Origin of the sequence: Saccharothrix violaceirubra, from assembly GCF_014203755.1 — a bacterium.
In the GTDB taxonomy this organism is placed as follows: domain Bacteria; phylum Actinomycetota; class Actinomycetes; order Mycobacteriales; family Pseudonocardiaceae; genus Actinosynnema; species Actinosynnema violaceirubrum.
Window position 1 is genome coordinate 1,270,546 of record NZ_JACHJS010000001.1, and the last position, 19,064, is coordinate 1,289,609.

Annotated in this window: 21 protein-coding genes; 16 read left to right on the forward strand and 5 right to left on the reverse strand. The window is 70.4% G+C overall.

All coding sequences use genetic code 11. From position 1 onward, the window contains the following. The first annotated feature begins 90 nt into the window (after nt 1-90). From tsf to F4559_RS06535, 4 genes are all read left to right on the forward strand, one after another. Nucleotides 91-906 (forward strand): translation elongation factor Ts, encoded by an 816-nt coding sequence (gene tsf, locus F4559_RS06520; protein ID WP_184666684.1) that lies wholly within the window; start codon nt 91-93, stop codon nt 904-906. Between the two features lie 113 nt (nt 907-1,019). Further along, complete coding sequence (gene pyrH / locus F4559_RS06525; RefSeq protein WP_221447711.1) at nt 1,020-1,730, forward strand: UMP kinase; 711 nt, start codon at nt 1,020-1,022, stop codon at nt 1,728-1,730. 45 nt (nt 1,731-1,775) lie between these two features. After that, on the forward strand, nt 1,776-2,333 hold the full coding sequence (frr, locus tag F4559_RS06530) for a ribosome recycling factor (protein WP_184666686.1): 558 nt from the start codon (nt 1,776-1,778) through the stop codon (nt 2,331-2,333). Between the two features lie 17 nt (nt 2,334-2,350). Then, complete coding sequence (locus F4559_RS06535) at nt 2,351-3,223, forward strand: phosphatidate cytidylyltransferase (protein ID WP_184666687.1); 873 nt, start codon at nt 2,351-2,353, stop codon at nt 3,221-3,223. Between the two features lie 18 nt (nt 3,224-3,241). Here the strand turns inward: F4559_RS06535 and F4559_RS06540 are convergent, their stop codons facing one another. After that, on the reverse strand, nt 3,242-4,057 hold the full coding sequence (locus F4559_RS06540) for a VOC family protein (protein ID WP_184666688.1): 816 nt from the start codon (nt 4,055-4,057) through the stop codon (nt 3,242-3,244). A gap of 59 nt (nt 4,058-4,116) precedes the next feature. Here F4559_RS06540 and F4559_RS06545 point away from each other — a divergent pair, with 59 nt between their 5' ends. Beyond that, a complete protein-coding gene (locus F4559_RS06545; RefSeq protein WP_184666689.1) occupies nt 4,117-4,908 on the forward strand; it encodes a class I SAM-dependent methyltransferase in 792 nt (263 codons plus the stop codon). On the opposite strand, the gene F4559_RS06550 is transcribed toward F4559_RS06545, so the two are convergent. Continuing rightward, on the reverse strand, nt 4,860-5,504 hold the full coding sequence (locus tag F4559_RS06550) for a PadR family transcriptional regulator (RefSeq protein WP_184666690.1): 645 nt from the start codon (nt 5,502-5,504) through the stop codon (nt 4,860-4,862). The two genes, F4559_RS06545 and F4559_RS06550, sit on opposite strands and share 49 nt — an antisense overlap. Before the next feature lie 106 nt (nt 5,505-5,610). Here F4559_RS06550 and rlmN point away from each other — a divergent pair, with 106 nt between their 5' ends. Continuing rightward, the gene (gene rlmN, locus F4559_RS06555) at nt 5,611-6,717 is read left to right on the forward strand and encodes a dual-specificity RNA methyltransferase RlmN (RefSeq protein WP_184666691.1); all 1,107 of its coding nucleotides are present in this window, start codon (nt 5,611-5,613) and stop codon (nt 6,715-6,717) included. Between the two features lie 34 nt (nt 6,718-6,751). Here rlmN and F4559_RS06560 read toward each other — a convergent pair whose 3' ends face one another. Together F4559_RS06560 and F4559_RS06565 are read right to left on the reverse strand one after the other, a co-directional pair. After that, on the reverse strand, nt 6,752-7,240 hold the full coding sequence (locus F4559_RS06560; protein WP_184666692.1) for a beta-class carbonic anhydrase: 489 nt from the start codon (nt 7,238-7,240) through the stop codon (nt 6,752-6,754). A 154-nt stretch (nt 7,241-7,394) separates the two neighbouring features. Further along, a complete protein-coding gene (locus F4559_RS06565) occupies nt 7,395-7,649 on the reverse strand; it encodes a DUF2631 domain-containing protein (protein WP_184666693.1) in 255 nt (84 codons plus the stop codon). Nucleotides 7,650-7,828: 179 nt separating this feature from the next. Between F4559_RS06565 and F4559_RS06570 the strand changes: the two genes are divergently transcribed. The 6 genes from F4559_RS06570 to F4559_RS06595 are packed head-to-tail and all read left to right on the forward strand — an operon-like array spanning nt 7,829 to nt 14,089. Further along, nucleotides 7,829-8,977 carry an ABC transporter ATP-binding protein gene (locus F4559_RS06570; RefSeq protein WP_184666694.1) on the forward strand — a complete coding sequence of 383 codons (1,149 nt, stop codon included), beginning with the start codon at nt 7,829-7,831 and terminating at the stop codon, nt 8,975-8,977. Continuing rightward, the gene (locus tag F4559_RS06575; protein ID WP_184666695.1) at nt 8,970-10,106 is read left to right on the forward strand and encodes a polyamine ABC transporter substrate-binding protein; all 1,137 of its coding nucleotides are present in this window, start codon (nt 8,970-8,972) and stop codon (nt 10,104-10,106) included. The genes F4559_RS06570 and F4559_RS06575 overlap by 8 nt, the downstream gene beginning before the upstream one ends. Next, nucleotides 10,103-10,945 (forward strand): ABC transporter permease, encoded by an 843-nt coding sequence (locus F4559_RS06580; RefSeq protein ID WP_184666696.1) that lies wholly within the window; start codon nt 10,103-10,105, stop codon nt 10,943-10,945. The genes F4559_RS06575 and F4559_RS06580 overlap by 4 nt, the downstream gene beginning before the upstream one ends. Continuing rightward, nucleotides 10,942-11,775, forward strand: a complete 834-nt coding sequence (locus tag F4559_RS06585; protein WP_184666697.1) for an ABC transporter permease — start codon at nt 10,942-10,944, stop codon at nt 11,773-11,775. The genes F4559_RS06580 and F4559_RS06585 overlap by 4 nt, the downstream gene beginning before the upstream one ends. A 16-nt stretch (nt 11,776-11,791) precedes the next feature. Further along, nucleotides 11,792-13,435 (forward strand): sensor histidine kinase, encoded by a 1,644-nt coding sequence (locus F4559_RS06590; RefSeq protein WP_312865488.1) that lies wholly within the window; start codon nt 11,792-11,794, stop codon nt 13,433-13,435. A 3-nt stretch (nt 13,436-13,438) separates the two neighbouring features. Continuing rightward, nucleotides 13,439-14,089 carry a response regulator gene (locus F4559_RS06595; RefSeq protein ID WP_184666699.1) on the forward strand — a complete coding sequence of 217 codons (651 nt, stop codon included), beginning with the start codon at nt 13,439-13,441 and terminating at the stop codon, nt 14,087-14,089. Between the two features lie 57 nt (nt 14,090-14,146). On the opposite strand, the gene F4559_RS06600 is transcribed toward F4559_RS06595, so the two are convergent. Continuing rightward, on the reverse strand, nt 14,147-14,413 hold the full coding sequence (locus F4559_RS06600) for a GlsB/YeaQ/YmgE family stress response membrane protein (protein WP_184666700.1): 267 nt from the start codon (nt 14,411-14,413) through the stop codon (nt 14,147-14,149). Nucleotides 14,414-14,573: 160 nt separating this feature from the next. Here F4559_RS06600 and dxr point away from each other — a divergent pair, with 160 nt between their 5' ends. The 4 genes from dxr to F4559_RS06620 are packed head-to-tail and all read left to right on the forward strand — an operon-like array spanning nt 14,574 to nt 19,061. Next, nucleotides 14,574-15,794: a 1-deoxy-D-xylulose-5-phosphate reductoisomerase gene (gene dxr / locus F4559_RS06605; RefSeq protein WP_184666701.1), complete on the forward strand. Its 1,221-nt coding sequence runs from the start codon at nt 14,574-14,576 to the stop codon at nt 15,792-15,794. Between the two features lies 1 nt (nt 15,795). After that, nucleotides 15,796-16,989: a M50 family metallopeptidase gene (locus F4559_RS06610; protein WP_184666702.1), complete on the forward strand. Its 1,194-nt coding sequence runs from the start codon at nt 15,796-15,798 to the stop codon at nt 16,987-16,989. A gap of 37 nt (nt 16,990-17,026) precedes the next feature. Beyond that, nucleotides 17,027-18,157, forward strand: coding sequence for a flavodoxin-dependent (E)-4-hydroxy-3-methylbut-2-enyl-diphosphate synthase (gene ispG, locus F4559_RS06615; RefSeq protein WP_376774707.1), 1,131 nt, complete (start codon nt 17,027-17,029; stop codon nt 18,155-18,157). Nucleotides 18,158-18,206: 49 nt separating this feature from the next. Beyond that, nucleotides 18,207-19,061 carry a GNAT family N-acetyltransferase gene (locus F4559_RS06620; protein ID WP_184666704.1) on the forward strand — a complete coding sequence of 285 codons (855 nt, stop codon included), beginning with the start codon at nt 18,207-18,209 and terminating at the stop codon, nt 19,059-19,061. Nucleotides 19,062-19,064: the final 3 nt, after the last annotated feature.

A 19,064-nucleotide genomic window follows, 5' to 3' on the forward strand; every position in this document is an offset into this window, starting at 1 on the left:
CGCCGCACGCCGCGTCCCACCTCTGCATCCGGTGGGCGCGGCGTGCGCACAGACGCGTACACGCACCGTAGAAGGAACGGAAATCGCACGATGGCGAACTACACCGCCGCTGACGTGAAGCGGCTGCGCGAGCTGACCGCCGCGGGCATGATGGACTGTAAGAAGGCGCTCGAGGAGACCGACGGCGACTTCGACAAGGCGGTCGAGATCCTGCGCATCAAGGGTGCGAAGGACGTCGACAAGCGCGCCGCACGCACTACCTCGAACGGCCTCGTCGCCGCCGAGGACGGTGTCGTCGTCGAGCTGCGCTGCGAGACCGACTTCGTCGCCAAGAACTCCGACTTCCAGGACCTCGCCGCCCGGATCGTGGCCGTCGCCAAGGCGACCCGCCCGGCCGACGCCGAGGCGCTCAAGGCCGCCGACCTCGACGGCCGGACCGTCGACGCCGTCGTCCAGGAGCTGTCCGCCAAGATCGGCGAGAAGCTGGAGCTGGCCAAGGTCGCCGTCTTCGACGGCAAGGTGACCACCTACCTGCACCGCCGTGCCGCCGACCTGCCGCCCGCGGTCGGTGTCGTGGTCGAGTACACCGGTGACAGCGAGGACGCCGCGCGCGGTGCCGCCATGCAGATCGCCGCGATGCGCCCGCGCTACCTGACCCGTGACGAGGTCCCGGCCGACGTGGTCGCCAACGAGCGCCGCATCGCCGAGGAGACCTCCCGCGAGGAGGGCAAGCCCGAGGCCGCCCTGCCCAAGATCGTCGAGGGCCGGGTGAACGGCTTCTTCAAGGACGTCGTCCTGCTGGAGCAGTCGTCGGTCACCGAGTCGAAGAAGTCCGTCAAGGCCGTGCTGGACGAGGCCGGGGTCACCGTGACCCGGTTCGCCCGCTTCGAGGTCGGCGAAGCCTGATCAGGGTGAGGGCGGGGTTGCGCAACCACGGCAACCCCGCCTTTTCCGTGTCCAGAGGAGGACCTGTGAGCGCAGAGGCAGACCACGACCCGGCCGACGGTTACCGCCGGGTGATGCTCAAACTGGGCGGCGAGATGTTCGGCGGCGGCGGGGTCGGCGTCGACCCGGACGTCGTGCAGACCGTGTCCCGGCAGATCGCCGCCGTCGTGCGGACCGGGGTCCAGATCGCCGTCGTCATCGGCGGCGGCAACTTCTTCCGCGGCGCGGAACTCCAGCAGCGCGGCATGGACCGCAGTCGGGCCGACTACATGGGCATGCTCGGCACCGTCATGAACTGCCTCGCGCTCCAGGACTTCCTCGAACGCGAACACGGCATCGACACCCGGGTGCAGACCGCGATCACCATGGGCCAGGTCGCCGAGCCCTACATCCCGCGTCGGGCCATGCGCCATCTGGAGAAGGGCCGCGTGGTGATCTTCGGCGGCGGCGCCGGCATGCCCTACTTCTCCACCGACACCACGGCCGCGCAGCGTGCGTTGGAGATCGGCTGCGAGATCGTCCTGATGGCCAAGGCCGTCGACGGCATCTACACCGCGGACCCCAGGATCGACCCCGACGCGCAGATGTTCGACCACATCACCCACCGCGAGGTGCTGGAACGCGGCCTCAACGTGGCCGACGCGACGGCGTTCAGCCTGTGCATGGACAACCTCATGCCGATCATGGTGTTCAACCTCCTCACCGAGGGGAACATCGCACGGGCCGTCCGCGGTGAGAAGATCGGGACGCTGGTGAGCACCCCCGGCGGCCGCCCGTCGTACTGAACCTGCTGGGATTCGATCGAACTTCGCACACCAAGGGAGTCTGCCGTGATCGACGAGACCCTCCTCGAAGCCGAGGAGAAGATGGAAAAAGCGGTGTCGGTGGCGAAGGAGGACCTGTCCTCGGTGCGCACGGGCCGTGCGGCGCCGTCGATGTTCTCCCGTATCGTCGTCGACTACTACGGGTCGCCGACCCCGTTGAACCAGCTCGCGAGCATCTCCGTCCCCGAGCCGCGCATGGCCGTCGTCAAGCCCTATGACGCGAGCCAGCTCAACGCGGTCGAGAAGGCCATCCGCGACTCGGACCTCGGGGTGAACCCGGGCAACGACGGTTCCGTCATCCGCGTGGTGTTCCCGCAGCTCACCGAGGAACGCCGGCGCGAGATGGTCAAGGTCGCCAAGTCCAAGGGCGAGGACGCCCGGGTCTCCATCCGCGGCGTCCGCCGCAAGGCCAAGGAGACGCTCGACCGCCTGGTCAAGGACGGCGAGGCCGGCGAGGACGAGGTCGCCCGCGCGGAGAAGGAACTCGAGAACGTCACGGGCAGGTACGTCCACCAGGTCGACGAGCTGGTCAAGCACAAGGAAGCCGAACTGCTCGAAGTCTGAGCTGTCGGCGGGTCGTGATGGGAGCACAGGTGTCAGCCGGTGGTGAGCAGGGCGCGGCCGAGTCCGCCCCGAAGGGCGCGTCACGCGCGGGTCGCGACCTGCGCGCTGCCATCACGGTCGGCGTCGGCCTCGGCGCGGTCATCCTCGTCTCGCTGTTCACGATCCGGCAGCTGTTCGTACCCGTCGTCGCGGTCGCGGTCGCGGTGTCGATGTACGAGCTGGCGGGTGCGCTGCGGCGTGGTGCCGGCATCAACGTCACGATGGTGCCCGCGCTGCTCGGCGGCCAGGCGGTGGTGTGGCTGGCGTGGCCCTACGAACGCGGCGGCATGCTCACCGCGTTCGTCGTGACCCTGCTGGTGTGCCTGATCTGGCGGCTCAAGGACGGTTCCGAGGGCTACCTGCGCGACGTCACCGCGTCCGTGTTCACGGTCGCGTACGTGGCGATGTTCGCGTCGTTCGCGGTGATGCTCGTGGCGCCCGAGGACGGCGTGTACCGGGTGTTGGCGTTCCTGATCGGCGTGGTGCTGTCCGACACGGGCGGCTACGCGGCGGGCGTGTTCTTCGGCCGGCACCCCATGGCGCCGAAGATCAGTCCGAAGAAGTCCTGGGAGGGCTTCGCCGGCTCGCTGGCGGCGGGCATGATCGGCGGAGCGCTCACGGTCGGCCTCATGCTCGACGGCCAGTGGTGGCAGGGAGTGTTGTTCGGCGCCGCCCTGGTGGTCACCGCGACGACCGGTGACCTGGTCGAGTCGCTGATCAAGCGCGATCTCGGGATCAAGGACATGGGCACGCTGCTGCCCGGGCACGGCGGTCTCATGGACCGGATGGACTCGCTGCTGCCCTCGGCCGTGGTGGCGTGGCTGCTGCTGGATCTGTTCGTGCCCGCGTGACGTGCGAGGACGACCCGTTCAGTCGTCGAACGGGTCGTCGACCTCGGCGCCGATCTCGTCGTCGGCCAGTGGCGTGACGCGGGTCGGGTCGAGCACGGAGAACACCGCCCCCGCGTGGTCGGCCACGACCGTGACCCGCCCGAACGGCGTGTCGTAAGGCTCGATCGTGACCCGTCCGCCGAGTTCCAGGGCGCGACGGGCCACCGAGTCGGTGCCGATCTCGGGCGCGGCGGTGAAGTACACCATCCAGTGCGGCGGGGTTTCCGGCGCGAACGCCGCACCCATGCGCTGACGGCCGAGCACGGTGTCGCCCTCGATCGCCCACGTCGTGTAGTCGACGGCTTGACCGTCGCCGATCTGGGTGACCTCGAACCCGCACAGCTCGTGGAAGAACGCGTCGGCCGCGTCACCGTCCCGGGTGTTCAGCTCCGCGTACGCGAACGCGCCGTGCCCGTCGGTGCCGAACTCCCAGTCGGGCGTCACGTGCCGGAACCCGGTGATCGCGCCGCTCGGGTCGCCGATCACGGTGGTCAGGTCGGTCGGTTCGGTCAGGATCGTGCCGCCCAACGAGAGCGCTTTGTCCGCCGTCGCACGGGTGTGCGGCGTGTTCAGGTACAGCGTCCACGCGCTCTGCGCCTCGGCTTGGACCAGTTCGGCCACCGGCAGACCGTCGACGAGTGCGAGCGTACGTCCCTCGCTCACCACGTAGAGCCAGCCGAACAGCCCGGCGTAGAAGTCCAGCGTGGCCTGGGGGTCGGCGGTGGCCAGGTCCACCCAGCACGGTGCGCCGTGCACCGGAGCGGCGGGTGCCGGTGAGTGGGGGACGATCGACACCGGAGTACCTCCTGCCCTGGTCGTTCTTCTGGATCACGCTACGGCTCTACAGTCGTCCCGTGAAGGGACTAGTCCGTGCCGCGTGGGCCGCCGTGCGTTCGGCCGAGGTGTTGCCCAGCCCGAACATCTGGCACTGGCCGGAGGTGTACGAGGTCGAGAACCGCGCGCAGGACGTGGACGGCGAGATCTGGGCACGGCTGCGGTCCACGTACGACTGGGCCGGGCGCGACGTGGTCGACGTCGGGTGCGGTGACGGCTTCCACCTCCCGTACTTCGCCCGTGACGCGCGCGGTGTCGTCGGCGTCGAGCCGCATCCACCGTTGGTGGAACGCGCGCGTGCCCGTGTCGCGGACGTGGCGAACGCGCGGGTGCTGACCGGGGGAGCGCAACGGTTGCCGTTACCGGACGCGTGCGCGGATCTGGTACACGCACGCACCGCGTACTTCTTCGGTCCTGGGTGCGAGCCGGGGATACGTGAGGCGGACCGCGTGCTCCGACCCGGTGGCGTGCTCGCGATCGTCGACCTCGACGGGCTCGCGGAGCCGTACGGTCCGTGGCTTTGCGCGGACGAGCCGCGATACGACCCACGTGTCGTCGAAGCGTTCTTCGACACGGAGGGCTTTACGTTGACACGCGTGCGCGCGTTGTGGCGCTTCGAACGCCGTGCGGAGCTGGAGTCCGTTTTGCGGATCGAGTTCTCGTCGAAGGTGGCCGAGCGCGCGATCGCCCGCACGCCCGGCCTGTCGTTCGAAGTGGGCTACCGCGTGCACACCCGGGTGAAGCCGACGGGTCTGCTGCGCGGTCAGTCGTCCGTGTCCTCCTCGACGTCGATCTCACCGAGGATCGCGTAGAGCTGGCGGCGGGCCTCGTTGACGATCTCGATCGCCCGCGTCTTCTGCTCACGCGTGCCGGCGTGAGCCATCTGCCGCAACGCGGACGCGAGGTGGCCCGACGCGGTGTGCAGCTTCATGGCGTGGTCGTCGATGTCGTCGGTGACCTGCTGCCACGGCGGCGCGCCCTCGAACTTGGCCGCCTCGGCCCGGCCGGTCTCCGTGAGGGAGAACAGCTTCTTGCCGCCCGCCTCCTCGCTGGAGGAGACCAGTCCCTCGTCGGCCAGCAGCTGCAGCGTCGGGTAGACCGAGCCGGGGCTGGGCCGCCAGAGGCCGTCGGTGCGGCGACCGATCTCCTGGATCATCTCGTAGCCGTGCATCTCGCGTTCCGCGAGCAGTGCGAGCACGGCGACGCGCACGTTGCCCTTGCGCTGACGTCCGCCGCGTCGTCCGCCCCGCCCCGGACCGCCTCGGCCGAAGAACTCCGGTGGTTCCGGCGGCTGGGGCGGCATCGGCGGGCGGAACGGCCCGAAGCCGCCGCCGAAGCCACCGCGGGGATCGCCGAAGCCGCGGTCGCGGTGGTGACGTCGCTGGGGCCTGTCGAAGTGGGAGAACATCGTTCACTCCTGTCGTCGATCGGTTGTGACAGGTCGACGATATATCGGAATGTATCGCGATGCAACGGTCAATCAGGTCGGGGCGACGTGGGACACTGGAGCGGCCATGACTGCGCTCCCTCTTGTCTTCGACGCGCCCAAGCGCGGCCTGCCGCCGCGCCACCTCGCCGACCTCACCGCCGACCAGCGCCGGGAGGCCGTCGCCGCGCTCGGCGAGAAGCCGTTCCGCGCCGCGCAGCTGTCGAACCACTACTTCGGCCGCCTGGCCGTCGACCCCGACGAGATGACCGACATCCCGGCCGCGAGCCGGTCGCGCCTGGTCGCCGACCTGATGCCGACCCTGTGGACCGAGTTGCGCAGCGTCGAGGCCGACGGCGGCACGACCCGCAAGACGCTGCTGCGCGCCCACGACGGCACGCTGGTCGAGAGCGTCCTCATGCGCTACCCCGACCGGGCCACGCTGTGCATCTCCAGCCAGGCCGGCTGCGGCATGGCGTGCCCGTTCTGCGCCACCGGCCAGGCCGGGCTGACCCGCAACCTGTCCACCGCCGAGATCGTGGACCAGGTGCGGCGGGGCGCGGCGGCCATGCGTGACGGCGAACTGCCCGGCGGCCCCGGCCGACTGTCGAACATCGTGTTCATGGGCATGGGCGAGCCGCTGGCCAACTACAAGCGCGTGGTCGAGGCCGTGCACCGCATCTGCGACCCGGCGCCGGCGGGCCTGGGCATCTCGCAGCGGTCGGTGACCGTGTCGACAGTCGGCCTCGTGCCCGCGATCCGCAAGCTCACCGACGAGGGTCTCCAGGTCCGGCTGGCGGTGTCGCTGCACACCCCGGACGACGAGTTGCGCGACACGCTCGTGCCGGTCAACACGCGGTGGAAGGTCGCCGAGGTCCTGGAGGCCGCGCGCGGCTACGCCGACAAGACCGGACGTCGGGTGTCGATCGAGTACGCCCTGATCCGCGACATCAACGACCAGGGTTGGCGTGCCGACCTGCTCGGCAAGGTGCTGCGCAAGCACCTCGGGCAGCTCGTGCACGTGAACGTGATCCCGCTGAACCCCACGCCGGGGTCGAAGTGGGACGCCTCGCCCAAGCCGGTCGAACGCGAGTTCGTCCGCCGGGTCGAGGCGCAGGGCGTGGCGTGCACCGTGCGGGACACGCGCGGCCAGGAGATCGCAGCCGCCTGCGGGCAGCTGGCCGCCGAGGGGTGAGGGCGGGCCTCACGCGGGCCCGCCCGTCACAGGGTCAGACGACCTCGTTGAGCTTTCCGGTCGCGACGTCGAACACGAAGCCGCGCACGGAGTCCTTCACCGGCACGAACGGGTTGTCGCGGATGCGCTTGATCGACTGGCGCACGTCCTCGTCCAGGTCGGGGAACGCCTCGGCGGCCCACGAGGGCTTGATGCCGAGTTCGTCCTGGATCGACCGCTTGAACTGGTCGTCGGTGAACGTCAGCATGCCGCAGTCGGTGTGGTGGATCAGGATGATCTCGCGGGTGCCGAGCAGGCGCTGGCTGATGGCCAGCGACCGGATCTCGTCCTCGGTCACCACGCCGCCCGCGTTGCGGATGACGTGCGCCTCGCCCTCGTTCAACCCGAGGATGCGGTACACGTCGAGGCGCGCGTCCATGCACGCGACGACCGCGACGTGCTTGGCCGGCGGCAGCGGGAGCGGCCCGCTGAACTGCTCGGCGTAGGCGGCGTTGTTCGCCAGAAGCTCGTCCGTGACGGACATGGCGTTGGTCCTGTTCTGAAGTGACGACGGGAGGTGCGCGCGCGGCACTGAGCCAATCGACCCATGCGCATGCGCGCAACCGACGTCCGACAGTTGGGACCGGGCTGACCCGAACGGGCGAATGTGGACATCCGCCCGTATCTCCGGGACAGAACTACTTGCGGCGCCACGACGTGCGGCTGCGCACCTGCTCCCAGATGAGCAGGATCGCCATGCCGCCGCCGAACGCGACGATGTACAGGTCTTCGGTCCGCCCGTGGTGGTTGCCGATCAGCAGGCTGAACGTGGCCAGCACCGACAGCCAGCCCGCGATCCGGATGCCCTTGGGGAACGTGCCGTGCCAGCCCCACGCGGCGGACGGCTCGTCGTGGGTGTCGACCGCCGGACGCGGCTCAGAGGACGAGGACACAGCGCACGACCTTCCTGCTCCCGATCACTTTCGAAGACGCGGCAATCGTCGCACACGGCGCGACCACGCGAGACGTGAGGTGCGCGGCACCGTGATCGCGTCTACCCTCGGCCCTCGCGCGCGTCGGCGTCGCGCCCCGCCACCGCCGGCGGGTCACGTCCTGCCTGGAAGGCGACGAGGTGACCGAACCGGGCTTCCGTCCGGCACAGGGACGAACCCCCGACACGTACGCGCCGGTGGAGGCGGGTCTGTCCGGGGTGACCAAGCGCTTCGCCGACCAGACCGTCGTGGACGACCTCACGCTGCGGGTCCACGAAGGCGAGTTCTTCTCCGTCCTCGGCCCGTCCGGCTGCGGCAAGACGACGCTGTTGCGGATGATCGCCGGGTTCGAGCACCCGGACGCGGGGCGGATCGAACTCGACGGCGTCGACATGGTGGGCGTGCCGCCCTATAGGCGCGACGTGAACACCGTGTTCCAGTCCTACGCCCTGTTCCCGCACATGACCGTGTGGGACAACGTCGCGTACGGCCTCAAGCGCAAGGGCGTGCGTGGTGCGGACCTGCGCAAAACCGTCGGCGAGCACCTCGACCTGGTGCGTCTGGGCACGTTCGCGAAACGCCGCCCCGCGCAGCTCTCGGGCGGCCAACAGCAACGCGTCGCCATCGCCCGCGCACTGGCGGCCGGTCCGCGCCTGCTGCTGCTCGACGAACCGCTGGGCGCACTCGACGCCGTGCTGCGCAAAGAACTCCAGATCGAGCTGATGCGCATCCAGCGTGAGGTCGGCACCACCTTCCTCTACGTCACGCACGACCAGGAGGAAGCGCTCGTCCTCTCGCACCGGATCGCGGTCATGAACGCCGGTCGGCTGGAGCAGGTCGGGTACCCGGAGGACGTGTACGAACGCCCCGCGACCCGGTTCGTGGCCGGCTTCATCGGCACGTCCAACATCCTCGACGCGCACGTGTCCGGTGTGGACGGACGCTGGGTCGAGCTGACCGCGCCCGGCATGACCCGGCTGCGCGTGCCGCTGGGCACGCCGTTCGCGCACGGCGACCGCGTGGCCGCCACCGTGCGCCCGGAGAAGGTGCACCTGCACGGCGTCGACGATGAGGTGCCGACCGGCTGGTGCGAGTTCACCGGCACGGTCCGCGACGTCGTCTACACCGGGTCGTCGACGCAGTACGTGGTCGACGTGCCCGGCGGCGACGCGCTGGTCGCGTTCGTGCAGAACACCCGGCGCGTCGACGACGCCGGTTCGCCCGGACAGCCCGTCCGGGTCGCGTGGGACCCCGAGTTCACCGTGTTGTTGGGAGGGACCGATGACTGAGCCCGTGCGGATCGCCCGGCTGTGGGACGGCGGCGTGACGCGCCGGAACCTGTTCCGGTCCACCGCGTTCTTCGCGTTGGCCGCTGCCGGCGCGTGCGGCGTCGGCCAGGCGCCGAGCGCGACGACCACCGCGGATGCCCCGGCCAAGGCGACCAACGCCCGGGACGAGAAGAAGCTCAACTTCTACAACTGGACCGACTACATCGCGCCGGACACGCTGTCCGGGTTCACGGCCGTGACCGGCATCGAGGTCACGTACGACAACTTCAGCACCAACGACGAGATGGAAGCCAAGATCGCGTCCGGTGCGGCGGGCTACGACCTCGTCGTGCCCAGCGACAACTTCCTGCGCCGGTTCCTGCGCGCCGGCCTGCTCCAGCCGCTCGACCACGACCTGATCCCGAACCTGAAGAACCTCGGACGCCGGTTCACCGAGGCCGACTACGACCCCGGCAACAGGTACTCGGTGCCGTGGGCCTGGGGCACGACCGGGCTCGCGTACTCGAAGGCCGCGCTCGGCACCGACGTCACGGGCTTCTCCGCCTACGACCTGGCCGCCGCCCAGGGCCGCAGCACGATCCTCGACGAGGCCCGCGACGGGCTGGCCGTCGGCCTGCTCAAGGCCGGTCACGACCCCAACACCACGTCGGCGGCCGAGATCGACGAGGCGGTCCGGGTGCTGCTGGACCTGAAGAAGAAGCTCGGCCAGATCACCTCGGACGTGATCGAGCCGCTGACCGGCGGCCAGGTGCCGCTCGCGCAGGCGTACTCGGGTGACGCGTTCCAGGCCCGCGCGACCAACCCCGACCTGGCCTACGTCATCCCGGCCGAGGGCGGACTGTCCTACGTGGACCTGCTGGTTGTGCCCAAGGACGCGCCGCACGCGGAGAACGCGCACCGGTTCGTCGACCACGTGCTCAAGCCCGAGGTCGGCGCGGCACTCGCCAACGCGGTCCGTTACGGCAGTCCCAACGAGGCGGCCAAGCCGTTCATCGACCGCGGACTGCTCGACGACCCGCTCGTCTACCCGCCGCCGGAGCGGCTGGCGAAGCTGCCGTTCACCAAGGACCTCGGTGTCGAGGTCGAGGCGCGGTACGCCGACGCCTGGACCAGGGTCAAGACCGGGTGAGTCGGCCGCGGTGGCTCGTCGCGACCGGTCTGCTGACGCCGACCGGCCTGTGGCTCGGCCTGTTCCTGCTCGCGCCCCTCGGTCTCGTGGTGCAGTTCAGCTTCGCCACGCGCGACACCGGCGTGGCGCGGGTCGTGCTGCCGTGGACGGTGGACGCGTACACGACCGCGCTCGACCCCGCGTTCCTGCCGATCTTCGCTCGCACGCTCGCGTACGCGGGCACGACCACGGCGCTGTGCCTGCTGCTCGGCTTCCCCCTCGCCTGGTTCCTGGCCCGGCACGCCGGCCGGTGGCGCAACGTGCTGCTGGCCGCCGTGCTCGTGCCGTTCTGGTCGAGCTACCTGGCCCGCATCTACGCGTGGAAAGCGCTGTTGGACGACGACGGCCTGGTCGACCGGGCCCTCGGCGTGATCGGCCTCGGGCGCGACGGCGGGTTCCTGCTCACCCACGGCGCGGTCGTGCTGGGCCTGACCTACGGGTTCCTGCCGTTCATGGTGCTGCCGCTGTACGCGGCGTGCGAGCGGTTCGACTTCCGGCAGGTCGAGGCGTCCTATGACCTCGGGCACGCGCAGGTCTCCACGTTCTTCCGGGTCGTGCTGCCGGGGGTCATGCCCGGCGTGGTCGCGGGGTCGTTGCTGGTGCTCGTGCCCGCGACGGGCGACTTCGTCACGCCACGCCTGCTGGGCGGCGTGGACCAGTCGACGTTCGGCAGCGTCATCGACGACCAGTTCCGGGGCGGCAACAACTGGCCGCTCGGCTCGGCGATGGCCGTACTCCTGCTGCTGCTCGTGGTGGTCGCGTTGGTGGTGCGCGGCCGGCGCGGCGAGGAGGTGCTGTGACCCGGCGGCCGTGGGTGCTCGGCGCCGTGACGGCGCTGGTGTTCCTGTTCCTGTACCTGCCGATCGGCTGGCTCGCGCTCGTGTCGTTCACCGAGTCGAGGTCGATCAGCCGGCTCGGCGGGTTTTCCACGCGCTGGTACGCGGAGCTGTTCGACGACGACCGCGTGCTCGACGCGTTGGCGCTCACGGTGCGGCTCGCGGCGTCGAGCGCGGTGATCGCGACGGTGGTCGGCACGCTCGCCGCGCTCGGGTTGCGTCGTGCGTTTCCCGGACGCGGTGTGTGGACGGTGCTGCTCGGGCTGCCGCTTGTGGTGCCCGAGGTCGTGCTCGGCGTCGCGATGCTGGGGTTCTGCGTGAAGCTCGTGGGCATCCCGCTCGGGTTCGGTGCGCTGCTGGCGGCGCACGTGGCGTTCTCGTTGAGCTTCGTGGTGGTCGTGGTGCGGTCCCGGCTCGCGGGCGCCGATCCCCGGTTGGAGGAGGCCGCCGCGGACCTGGGCGCGGGACCGTTCACCGCGTTCCGCACGGTGACGTTCCCGTTCCTGGCCCCCGCGGTCGTGTCGGGTGGCGCGTTCGCGTTCCTGCTGTCGTTCGACGACGTGGTCACGTCGAGCTACCTGACCGGCGTCGGGTCGACGACGCTGCCGGTGCACGTGTACGCGCAGGCGAGCAAGCGCGGCGTGTCGCCGGAGGTCGTGGCGTTGTCCACGCTCATGGTCGGGGTGAGTGCCGCGTTGCTGGTCGCGGGCGTGGCGGTGGCCGCATGGCGGGCCCGTCAACTTTCGTCGGCGTCGGTGGCGACCAACGACCGCCGCGTGACCTCGGCGTCTTGACCTACCGTTGGCCGGTGTGACGTTCGTGCTGGAACACCTGCGCGCCGAGATGCCCGACCTTCGTGAGGCACCGGCGACGTTCGTGCGCATGCACGTCGAACGACTCCGCACGGCCACGCGGATGCGTGTGCTGCGTGAAGTGCTCGGCGTGCTGGTGATCGTCGGCCTCGACGTGTGGCCGGGGTGGATCGCCGACGACCTCGGTGCCGGCGGGTGGGCGTCGGCGGGCATCGGGGCGGCGTTCATCGCCCTGTACCTGTCGCGGCTGCTGTTCCCGGCACTGTCTTTACTGGTCGGCACGTGGCTGGTGTTCTTCGCCGACTGCGGCGGCATCTCGTTGGTGATCATGCTCGCCTACGCGGCCGGGTACCGGATCGTCACGTGGCAGCGCGCGTTGCAGACCGCGACGTTCGCCCTCGCGCTCTACATCCTGGTGTGGGAGTGGTCGGCGCCCGGTCTGTCCGGTCCGCTCAACTCGTGGGTCATGCTCACCGTGTACTGCATGGTGATCGTGCTGCCGTTCCTGATCGGCCGGTACGCCGCGCAACGCAACGCGCTCGTCGCCGCGCTCCAGGAACGGGAAGAGCGCGTCGACCGCGAACGGCGCATGGTCACGCGTCAGGTGCGACTTCGGGAGCGCAACCGGATCGCCCAGGACATGCACGACAGCCTCGGGCACCGGCTCAGCCTGATCTCCGTGCACGCCGGCGCGCTCACTCTCGACCCGGAGTTGAGCGAAAGGCAACGCGAAGCCGTCATGGTGTTGCGTGGTGCCGCGCTCACCGCCATGGAGGAGTTGCGCGGCGTGATCGGCGTGCTGCGCCGTGACCTGCCAGAGGACGACGAAGGCGGCCGGCGCACGGTCGACGCGATCGACGAACTGGTCGACGGCGCCCGCCAGGCGGGCGTGCGGGTGAGCCTGGTGCGCGGCGGGTCGGCCGTGCCGCTGCCCGCGAAGGTGAGCCACGCGGCGTACCGGATCGCGCAGGAGGGCCTGACCAACGCCAGCAAGCACGCGCCGGGCGCGGGCGTCCAGGTGACCGTGAAGTACGAGCCGGACGCGCTCGTCGTCGAGGTGCGCAACAACCCGTCCCGGTCACGACCGCCCGCGGCGAGCAGCGGGTTCGGTCTGATCGGGCTCGGCGAACGGGTCCGGCTCGCGGGCGGCATGCTGCACGTCGGCGACACCCCGGCGGGTGGGTTCCGGATCGCCGCGGTGCTGCCGTACGAGGACACCGCGGCGGCCGACGCCGACGAACCCGCCGACGAGGCGCCGCGCGGCGCGCGCAACCGGACCGACCGCGTCCGCCAGTGGGCGGGCGTCGGGTCGATCCTGTTGGCGGGCGTGGTCGTCGTCGTGGTCGTCGGCGGGTACACGTGGCTCGGTGCGCAACCGGTGAGCAAGGTCGTGAACCGGGACCTGTACGACTCGGTGACCGTCGGGCAGTCGGAGGCGGACGTCATGGGCAGGCTCCCGGGCGGTGTCGACCCGCCGCTGGGCGACCTGCGGTCGCAGGCGCCGCCGGAGCCCGAGGGGGCCAAGTGCGTGTACCGCGTAGCGGACGAGCAGACGTTCACCGCGCGCGGGGCGAAGGTCGTGCGCTTCTGCTTCGCGGACGGCAAGCTGATCGAGAAGAACACCCATCTGCAAAGGTCGTGAACGTTGATCCGGGTCCTGATCGCCGACGACGAGCCGTTGATGCGCGCGGGCATCAAGGCGATCCTCGGCACCGCCGACGACATCGAACTCGTCGCCGAGGCGGGCGACGGTCGCGAGGCCGTGCGGATCGCGTTGGAGCGTCGGGTGGACGTCGCGGTCCTCGACATCCGCATGCCCCGGCTCGACGGGTTGGCCGCCGCACGGGAGTTGCGGTCGGTCGCGCCCTCGGTGCGGGTGGTGGTGCTCACGACGTTCGGCGAGGACGACAACATCGTGCGCGCGCTGTCCGACGGTGCGGCGGGTTTCCTGCTCAAGGACTCCGCGCCGGAGGAGTTGCTGCGGGCGGTGCGCGCGGTGTACGGCGGCGAGGCGTACCTGTCGCCGATGGTCACCAGTCGGGTCGTCGGCATGGTCGCCCAGGTCGGGCAGCCGCGCCGGCAGGAGGCGATGCGCCAGGTCCAGGGCCTGACCGACCGTGAGGTGGAGGTGCTCTCGCTGCTGGGGCTGGGCATGTCCAACGCCGACGTCGGCCAGCGGCTGCACATGAGCGAGGCCACCGTGAAGACCTATGTCAGCCGGCTGCTCGCGAAGCTCGGGCTGACCAACCGCGTCCAGGCGGCACTGCTGGCGCGGGACGCCGGGTTGGCAGGCTGATCACACGAACGCGCCCCGCCGACCGTGCGGTGGCGGGGCACGAAGGTGTACGCGGGGTTACGCGTGCGACCGGCGACCGGTCACCGCACGGTAGATGCCGAGCACGATCAACGAGCCGAGAATGGCCAGCAGCCACGTGCTCAGGTCGAAGAACGAGCCGATGTCGGAGCCGAACAGCGCCTGGCCGACGAAACCGCCGACCACCGCGCCGACGATGCCCAGCAGTATGGTGATGATGATGCCGCCGGGGTCGCGACCGGGCATGATGGCCTTGGCGATGGCACCGGCGATCAGTCCGAGAATGATCCAGCTCAGGATCCCCACGGGCCTCTCCTTCGTGTGGGCCGCCGCGGTTCGGTCCCGCAGGGCGCTTGATCGAGGAATGCCCACGATCGAGTGATGTCACTCGTGCGTTATCATTCTGTTATGTGGCGGGGTACCGCGCGTGCCGGCTTTCGGACCCCTTCCGGAACAATGGGCCGCGATGAGCACTCCACGCAGCGTCCTCGTCCTCGGTTCGACCGGATCGGTCGGCACGCAGGCCCTCGACGTCATCGCCGCCAACCGTGACCGCTTCACCGTCGCCGGGCTCGCGGCGGGCGGTGCCGACCCCGGCGCGCTCGCGCGGCAGGTCCTCGACTTCGCCGCGCCCGCCGTGGCGCTGGCCCGTGCGACGGCCGCCGAGGACCTCACGCTCGCCCTCTACGCCGAGGCGCAGAAGCGTGGGTACCCACGTGGTGATTTCAAGCTCCCGCGCCTCCTGATCGGGCCGTCGGCCGTGGTCGACCTCATCGACTCGACCCCCGCCGACGTCGTGCTCAACGGCATCACCGGGTCCATCGGCCTCGAACCGACGCTGCACGCCCTGTCCACCGGCGCCACGCTCGCCCTGGCCAACAAGGAATCGCTGGTCGCGGGCGGTCCGCTCGTGCTCAGGGCGGCCAAGCCCGGCCAGATCGTGTCCGTCGACTCCGAGCACTCGGCACTGCACCAGTGCCTGCGCGGCGGCCGGGCCGACGAGGTCGCACGGCTCGTGCTCACCGCGTCCGGCGGTCCGTTCCGCGGCCGGACGCGCGCCGAACTCGACGGCGTGACCGCGGCCGACGCGCTCGCCCACCCCACTTGGAACATGGGCCCGGTGATCACCGTCAACTCCGCGACGCTGATCAACAAGGGGCTCGAGGTCATCGAGGCGCACCTGCTGTTCGGCGTGCCCTACGACCGCATCGACGTGGCCGTGCACCCCCAGTCGATCGTGCACTCCATGGTCACGTTCACCGACGGGTCGACGCTCGCCCAGGCCAGTCCGCCGGACATGCGACTGCCCATCGCGTTGGGTCTGGCCTGGCCGGACCGCCTCCCGGCCGACACGCCCGCGTGTACCTTCGACAAGGCGACGGCGTGGACGTTCGAGCCGTTGGACGACGAGACCTTCCCCGCCGTGCGGCTGGCCCGACAGGCCGGCACGGCGGGCGGTTGCCTCCCGGCGGTGTACAACGCGGCCAACGAGGAGGCGGTCGCGGTCTTCCTCGCCGACGGCACCGCCTTCACGACCATCGTCGACACCGTGGACCGGGTGCTGGCCGAGGCCGACGGGTGGGCGCACGAGCCCGCCGACGTCGCCGAGGTGCTCGCGGCCGAGGAATGGGCCCGCGCGCGGGCGCGGGAACTGGTGGCCACTTCGGTGGGATCGGGAAGGAACTGACGTGGCCTACTTCTTGGGCATCCTGCTGTTCGCCGTGCTCATCGGCATCTCGATCGCGCTGCACGAACTCGGGCACCTCGCCACCGCGAAGATGTTCGGGATGAAGGTCACCCGGTACTTCATCGGGTTCGGCCCCCGGATCTGGTCGTTCCGCCGGGGCGAGACCGAGTACGGGCTCAAGGCCATCCCGGCCGGCGGGTTCTGCGAGATCACCGGCATGACCGCGCTGGAGGAGGTCTCGCCGCAGGACGCGCCCCGCGCGTTCTACCGGCAGAAGACCTGGAAGCGCGTGATCGTGCTCGCGGCCGGGTCCATCACGCACTTCATCATCGGTTTCGTCGTTCTCTACGTCATGGCCGCCACGATGGGCCTCAAGAACATCGCCGACACCCCCGTCATCGCCGAGGTCGGCGACTGCGTGCAGACCAACGCCGACGACAAGTGCGAGCCCGGCGAGCCCGCACCCGCCAAGGCGGCCGGGTTCCAGGTCGGCGACGAGATCGTCGCGGTCGCCGGCAAGGACACGCCCACCTGGTCCGACGTGCAGCTGGCCACCCGTGACCGCTCCGGCCCGACCGAGTTCCGCGTCGAGCGCGACGGCACCGAGCTGACGCTCACCGCGGACGTCGTCCGGGTGACCCGCGAGCTGCTCTACCAGGACGGCCACACGGAGAAGAAGGAGGTCGGCGCGATCGGCGTCGTCCGCCAGTCCGACTTCACCTACACGCCGCTCACCGCGTTCGGCGGCGCCACCGAGTTCACCGGCCAGATGTTCCAGAACACCTGGCACGGCCTGCTCAAGTTCCCGGAGAAGATCCCGGCCGTGATCAAGGCCATCGCGGGCGGCGAACGCGACGCGGACAGCCCGGTCAGCGTCGTCGGTGCCAGCCGCCTGGGCGGCGAGGCGGTCGAGAAGGGCATCTGGCCGCTGTTCTGGTTCATGCTCGCCGGCCTGAACTTCTTCGTCGGCGTGTTCAACCTGCTGCCGCTGCTGCCGCTGGACGGCGGCCACATCGCGGTCAACCTCTACGAGCGGGTGCGCAACTGGGTCCGCAAACTGCGTGGCCTGCCCGACGGCGCGCCGGTCAACTACACCCGGCTGCTGCCGTTGACCTACTTCGTGATCTTCGTCGGCGGTGCGGTCACGCTGCTGACCGTCACGGCCGACATCGTCAACCCCATCAGGCTCCAGTGAGAGAGGTTCGTCCATGACTGACGGCGTGCTGCTCGGTATGCCCGCATTGCCGCCGCCGGTGCTGTCGCAACGGCGCAAGACCCGCCAGCTCATGGTCGGGTCGGTCGGCGTCGGGAGCGAGTTCCCGGTGTCGGTGCAGTCGATGACGACGACGCTCACCGCCGACGTGAACGCGACCCTCCAACAGATCGCCGAGCTGACCGCGTCCGGCTGCGACATCGTCCGCGTGGCCTGCCCGTCGCAGGACGACGCCGACGCGCTGCCCGCGATCGCCCGCAAGTCCCAGATCCCGGTCATCGCGGACATCCACTTCCAGCCGAAGTACGTGTTCGCGGCCATCGAGGCGGGCTGCGCCGCCGTCCGCGTGAACCCAGGCAACATCAAGAAGTTCGACGACAAGGTCAAGGAGATCGCCCAGGCGGCCCGCGACCACAACACGCCGATCCGCATCGGCGTGAACGCGGGCTCGCTCGACCCACGCCTGCTGGAGAAGTACGGCAAGGCCACGCCCGAGGCGCTGGTCGAGTCGGCGCTGTGGGAGGCGTCGCTGTTCGCCGAGCACGACTTCCACGACATCAAGATCTCCGTGAAGCACAACGACCCCGTGGTCATGGTGCGCGCCTACGAGATGCTCGCCGAACAGTGCGACTACCCGCTGCACCTGGGCGTGACCGAGGCCGGTCCGGCGTTCCAGGGCACGATCAAGTCCTCGGTCGCGTTCGGCGCGCTGCTCGCCCGGGGCATCGGCGACACGATCCGGGTGTCGCTGTCCGCGCCGCCGGTCGAGGAGGTCAAGGTCGGCCACCAGATCCTCCAGTCGCTCAACCTGCGCCCGCGCAAGCTGGAGATCGTGTCCTGCCCGTCGTGCGGCCGGGCCCAGGTGGACGTCTACACGCTCGCCGACCAGGTCACGGCCGGTCTGGAGGGCATGGAGGTGCCGCTGCGCGTCGCCGTCATGGGCTGCGTCGTGAACGGTCCGGGCGAGGCGCGCGAGGCCGACCTCGGCGTGGCGTCGGGCAACGGCAAGGGCCAGATCTTCGTCAAGGGCAAGGTGATCAAGACCGTGCCCGAGCACAAGATCGTGGAGACGCTCATCGAGGAGGCCATGCGCCTGGCCGAGGAGATCGGCGACGACGCCGCGGGTGAACCGGTGGTGACGGTCGGCTGAGCGGGTGGTGGAAGCGCACTTCCGGCGTCCGGTCTGGCAGGCTTGAGGCGTGCTGAGGTTGGCCGGTGCGCGGGTGCTCGACGAACGCGACCTCCCGGGGGTGCTCGCCGCGCTGGCGGCCGACCCGGTGGCCGCGTGCATGGTCGCCTCACGGGTCGAGGTCGCCGGGCTCGACCCGTGGCGCCTGGGCGGGGAGATGTGGGCGTACGACCCTCGGTCGCTGCGGGGCGGCCGGGCGGACGCGTTGTGCTTCGCCGGACCGAACATGATCCCGTTGAGCGGTGACGGCGCCGCCCTGCGCGGCTTCGCCGACCGTGCGCGGCGGCGTGGCCGGATGTGCTCCTCGCTCGTCGGACCCGCGGCGCAGGTCCTCGGACTGTGGGAGGAACTCGCGCCCGACTGGGGTCCGGCCCGTGAAGTGCGTGCCGACCAGCCGCTGATGGCGCTCGGCGGTGCCACCACGATCACTCCGGACCCGCTGGTGCGCCCGGTCCGGCCGCAGGAACTCGACCGGTACCTGCCCGCCGCCGTCGCGATGTTCGTCGAGGAGGTCGGCGTCGACCCGTGCGCGGACGACGGCGGCGTGTCCTACCGGGCGCGGGTCGCCGAACTGATCGCGGGCGGTCGCGCGTTCGCCCGGTTCGAGGGCGGCGAGGTCGTGTTCAAGGCCGAGATCGGGGCCATGTCGGCGAAGGTCGGGCAGATCCAGGGCGTGTGGGTGCGGCCGGACCGACGTGGTCGCGGCATCGGCGCCGCGGGCACGGCAGCGGTGGCCGAACGCCTGGTCAGGGGTCTGGGGCGGACCGCTTCGCTGTACGTGAACAGCTACAACGACGCCGCGCGCGCCGCGTACGCCAGGATCGGCTTCACCCAGGTCGGGCGGTACGCGACCGTCCTGTTCTGACGG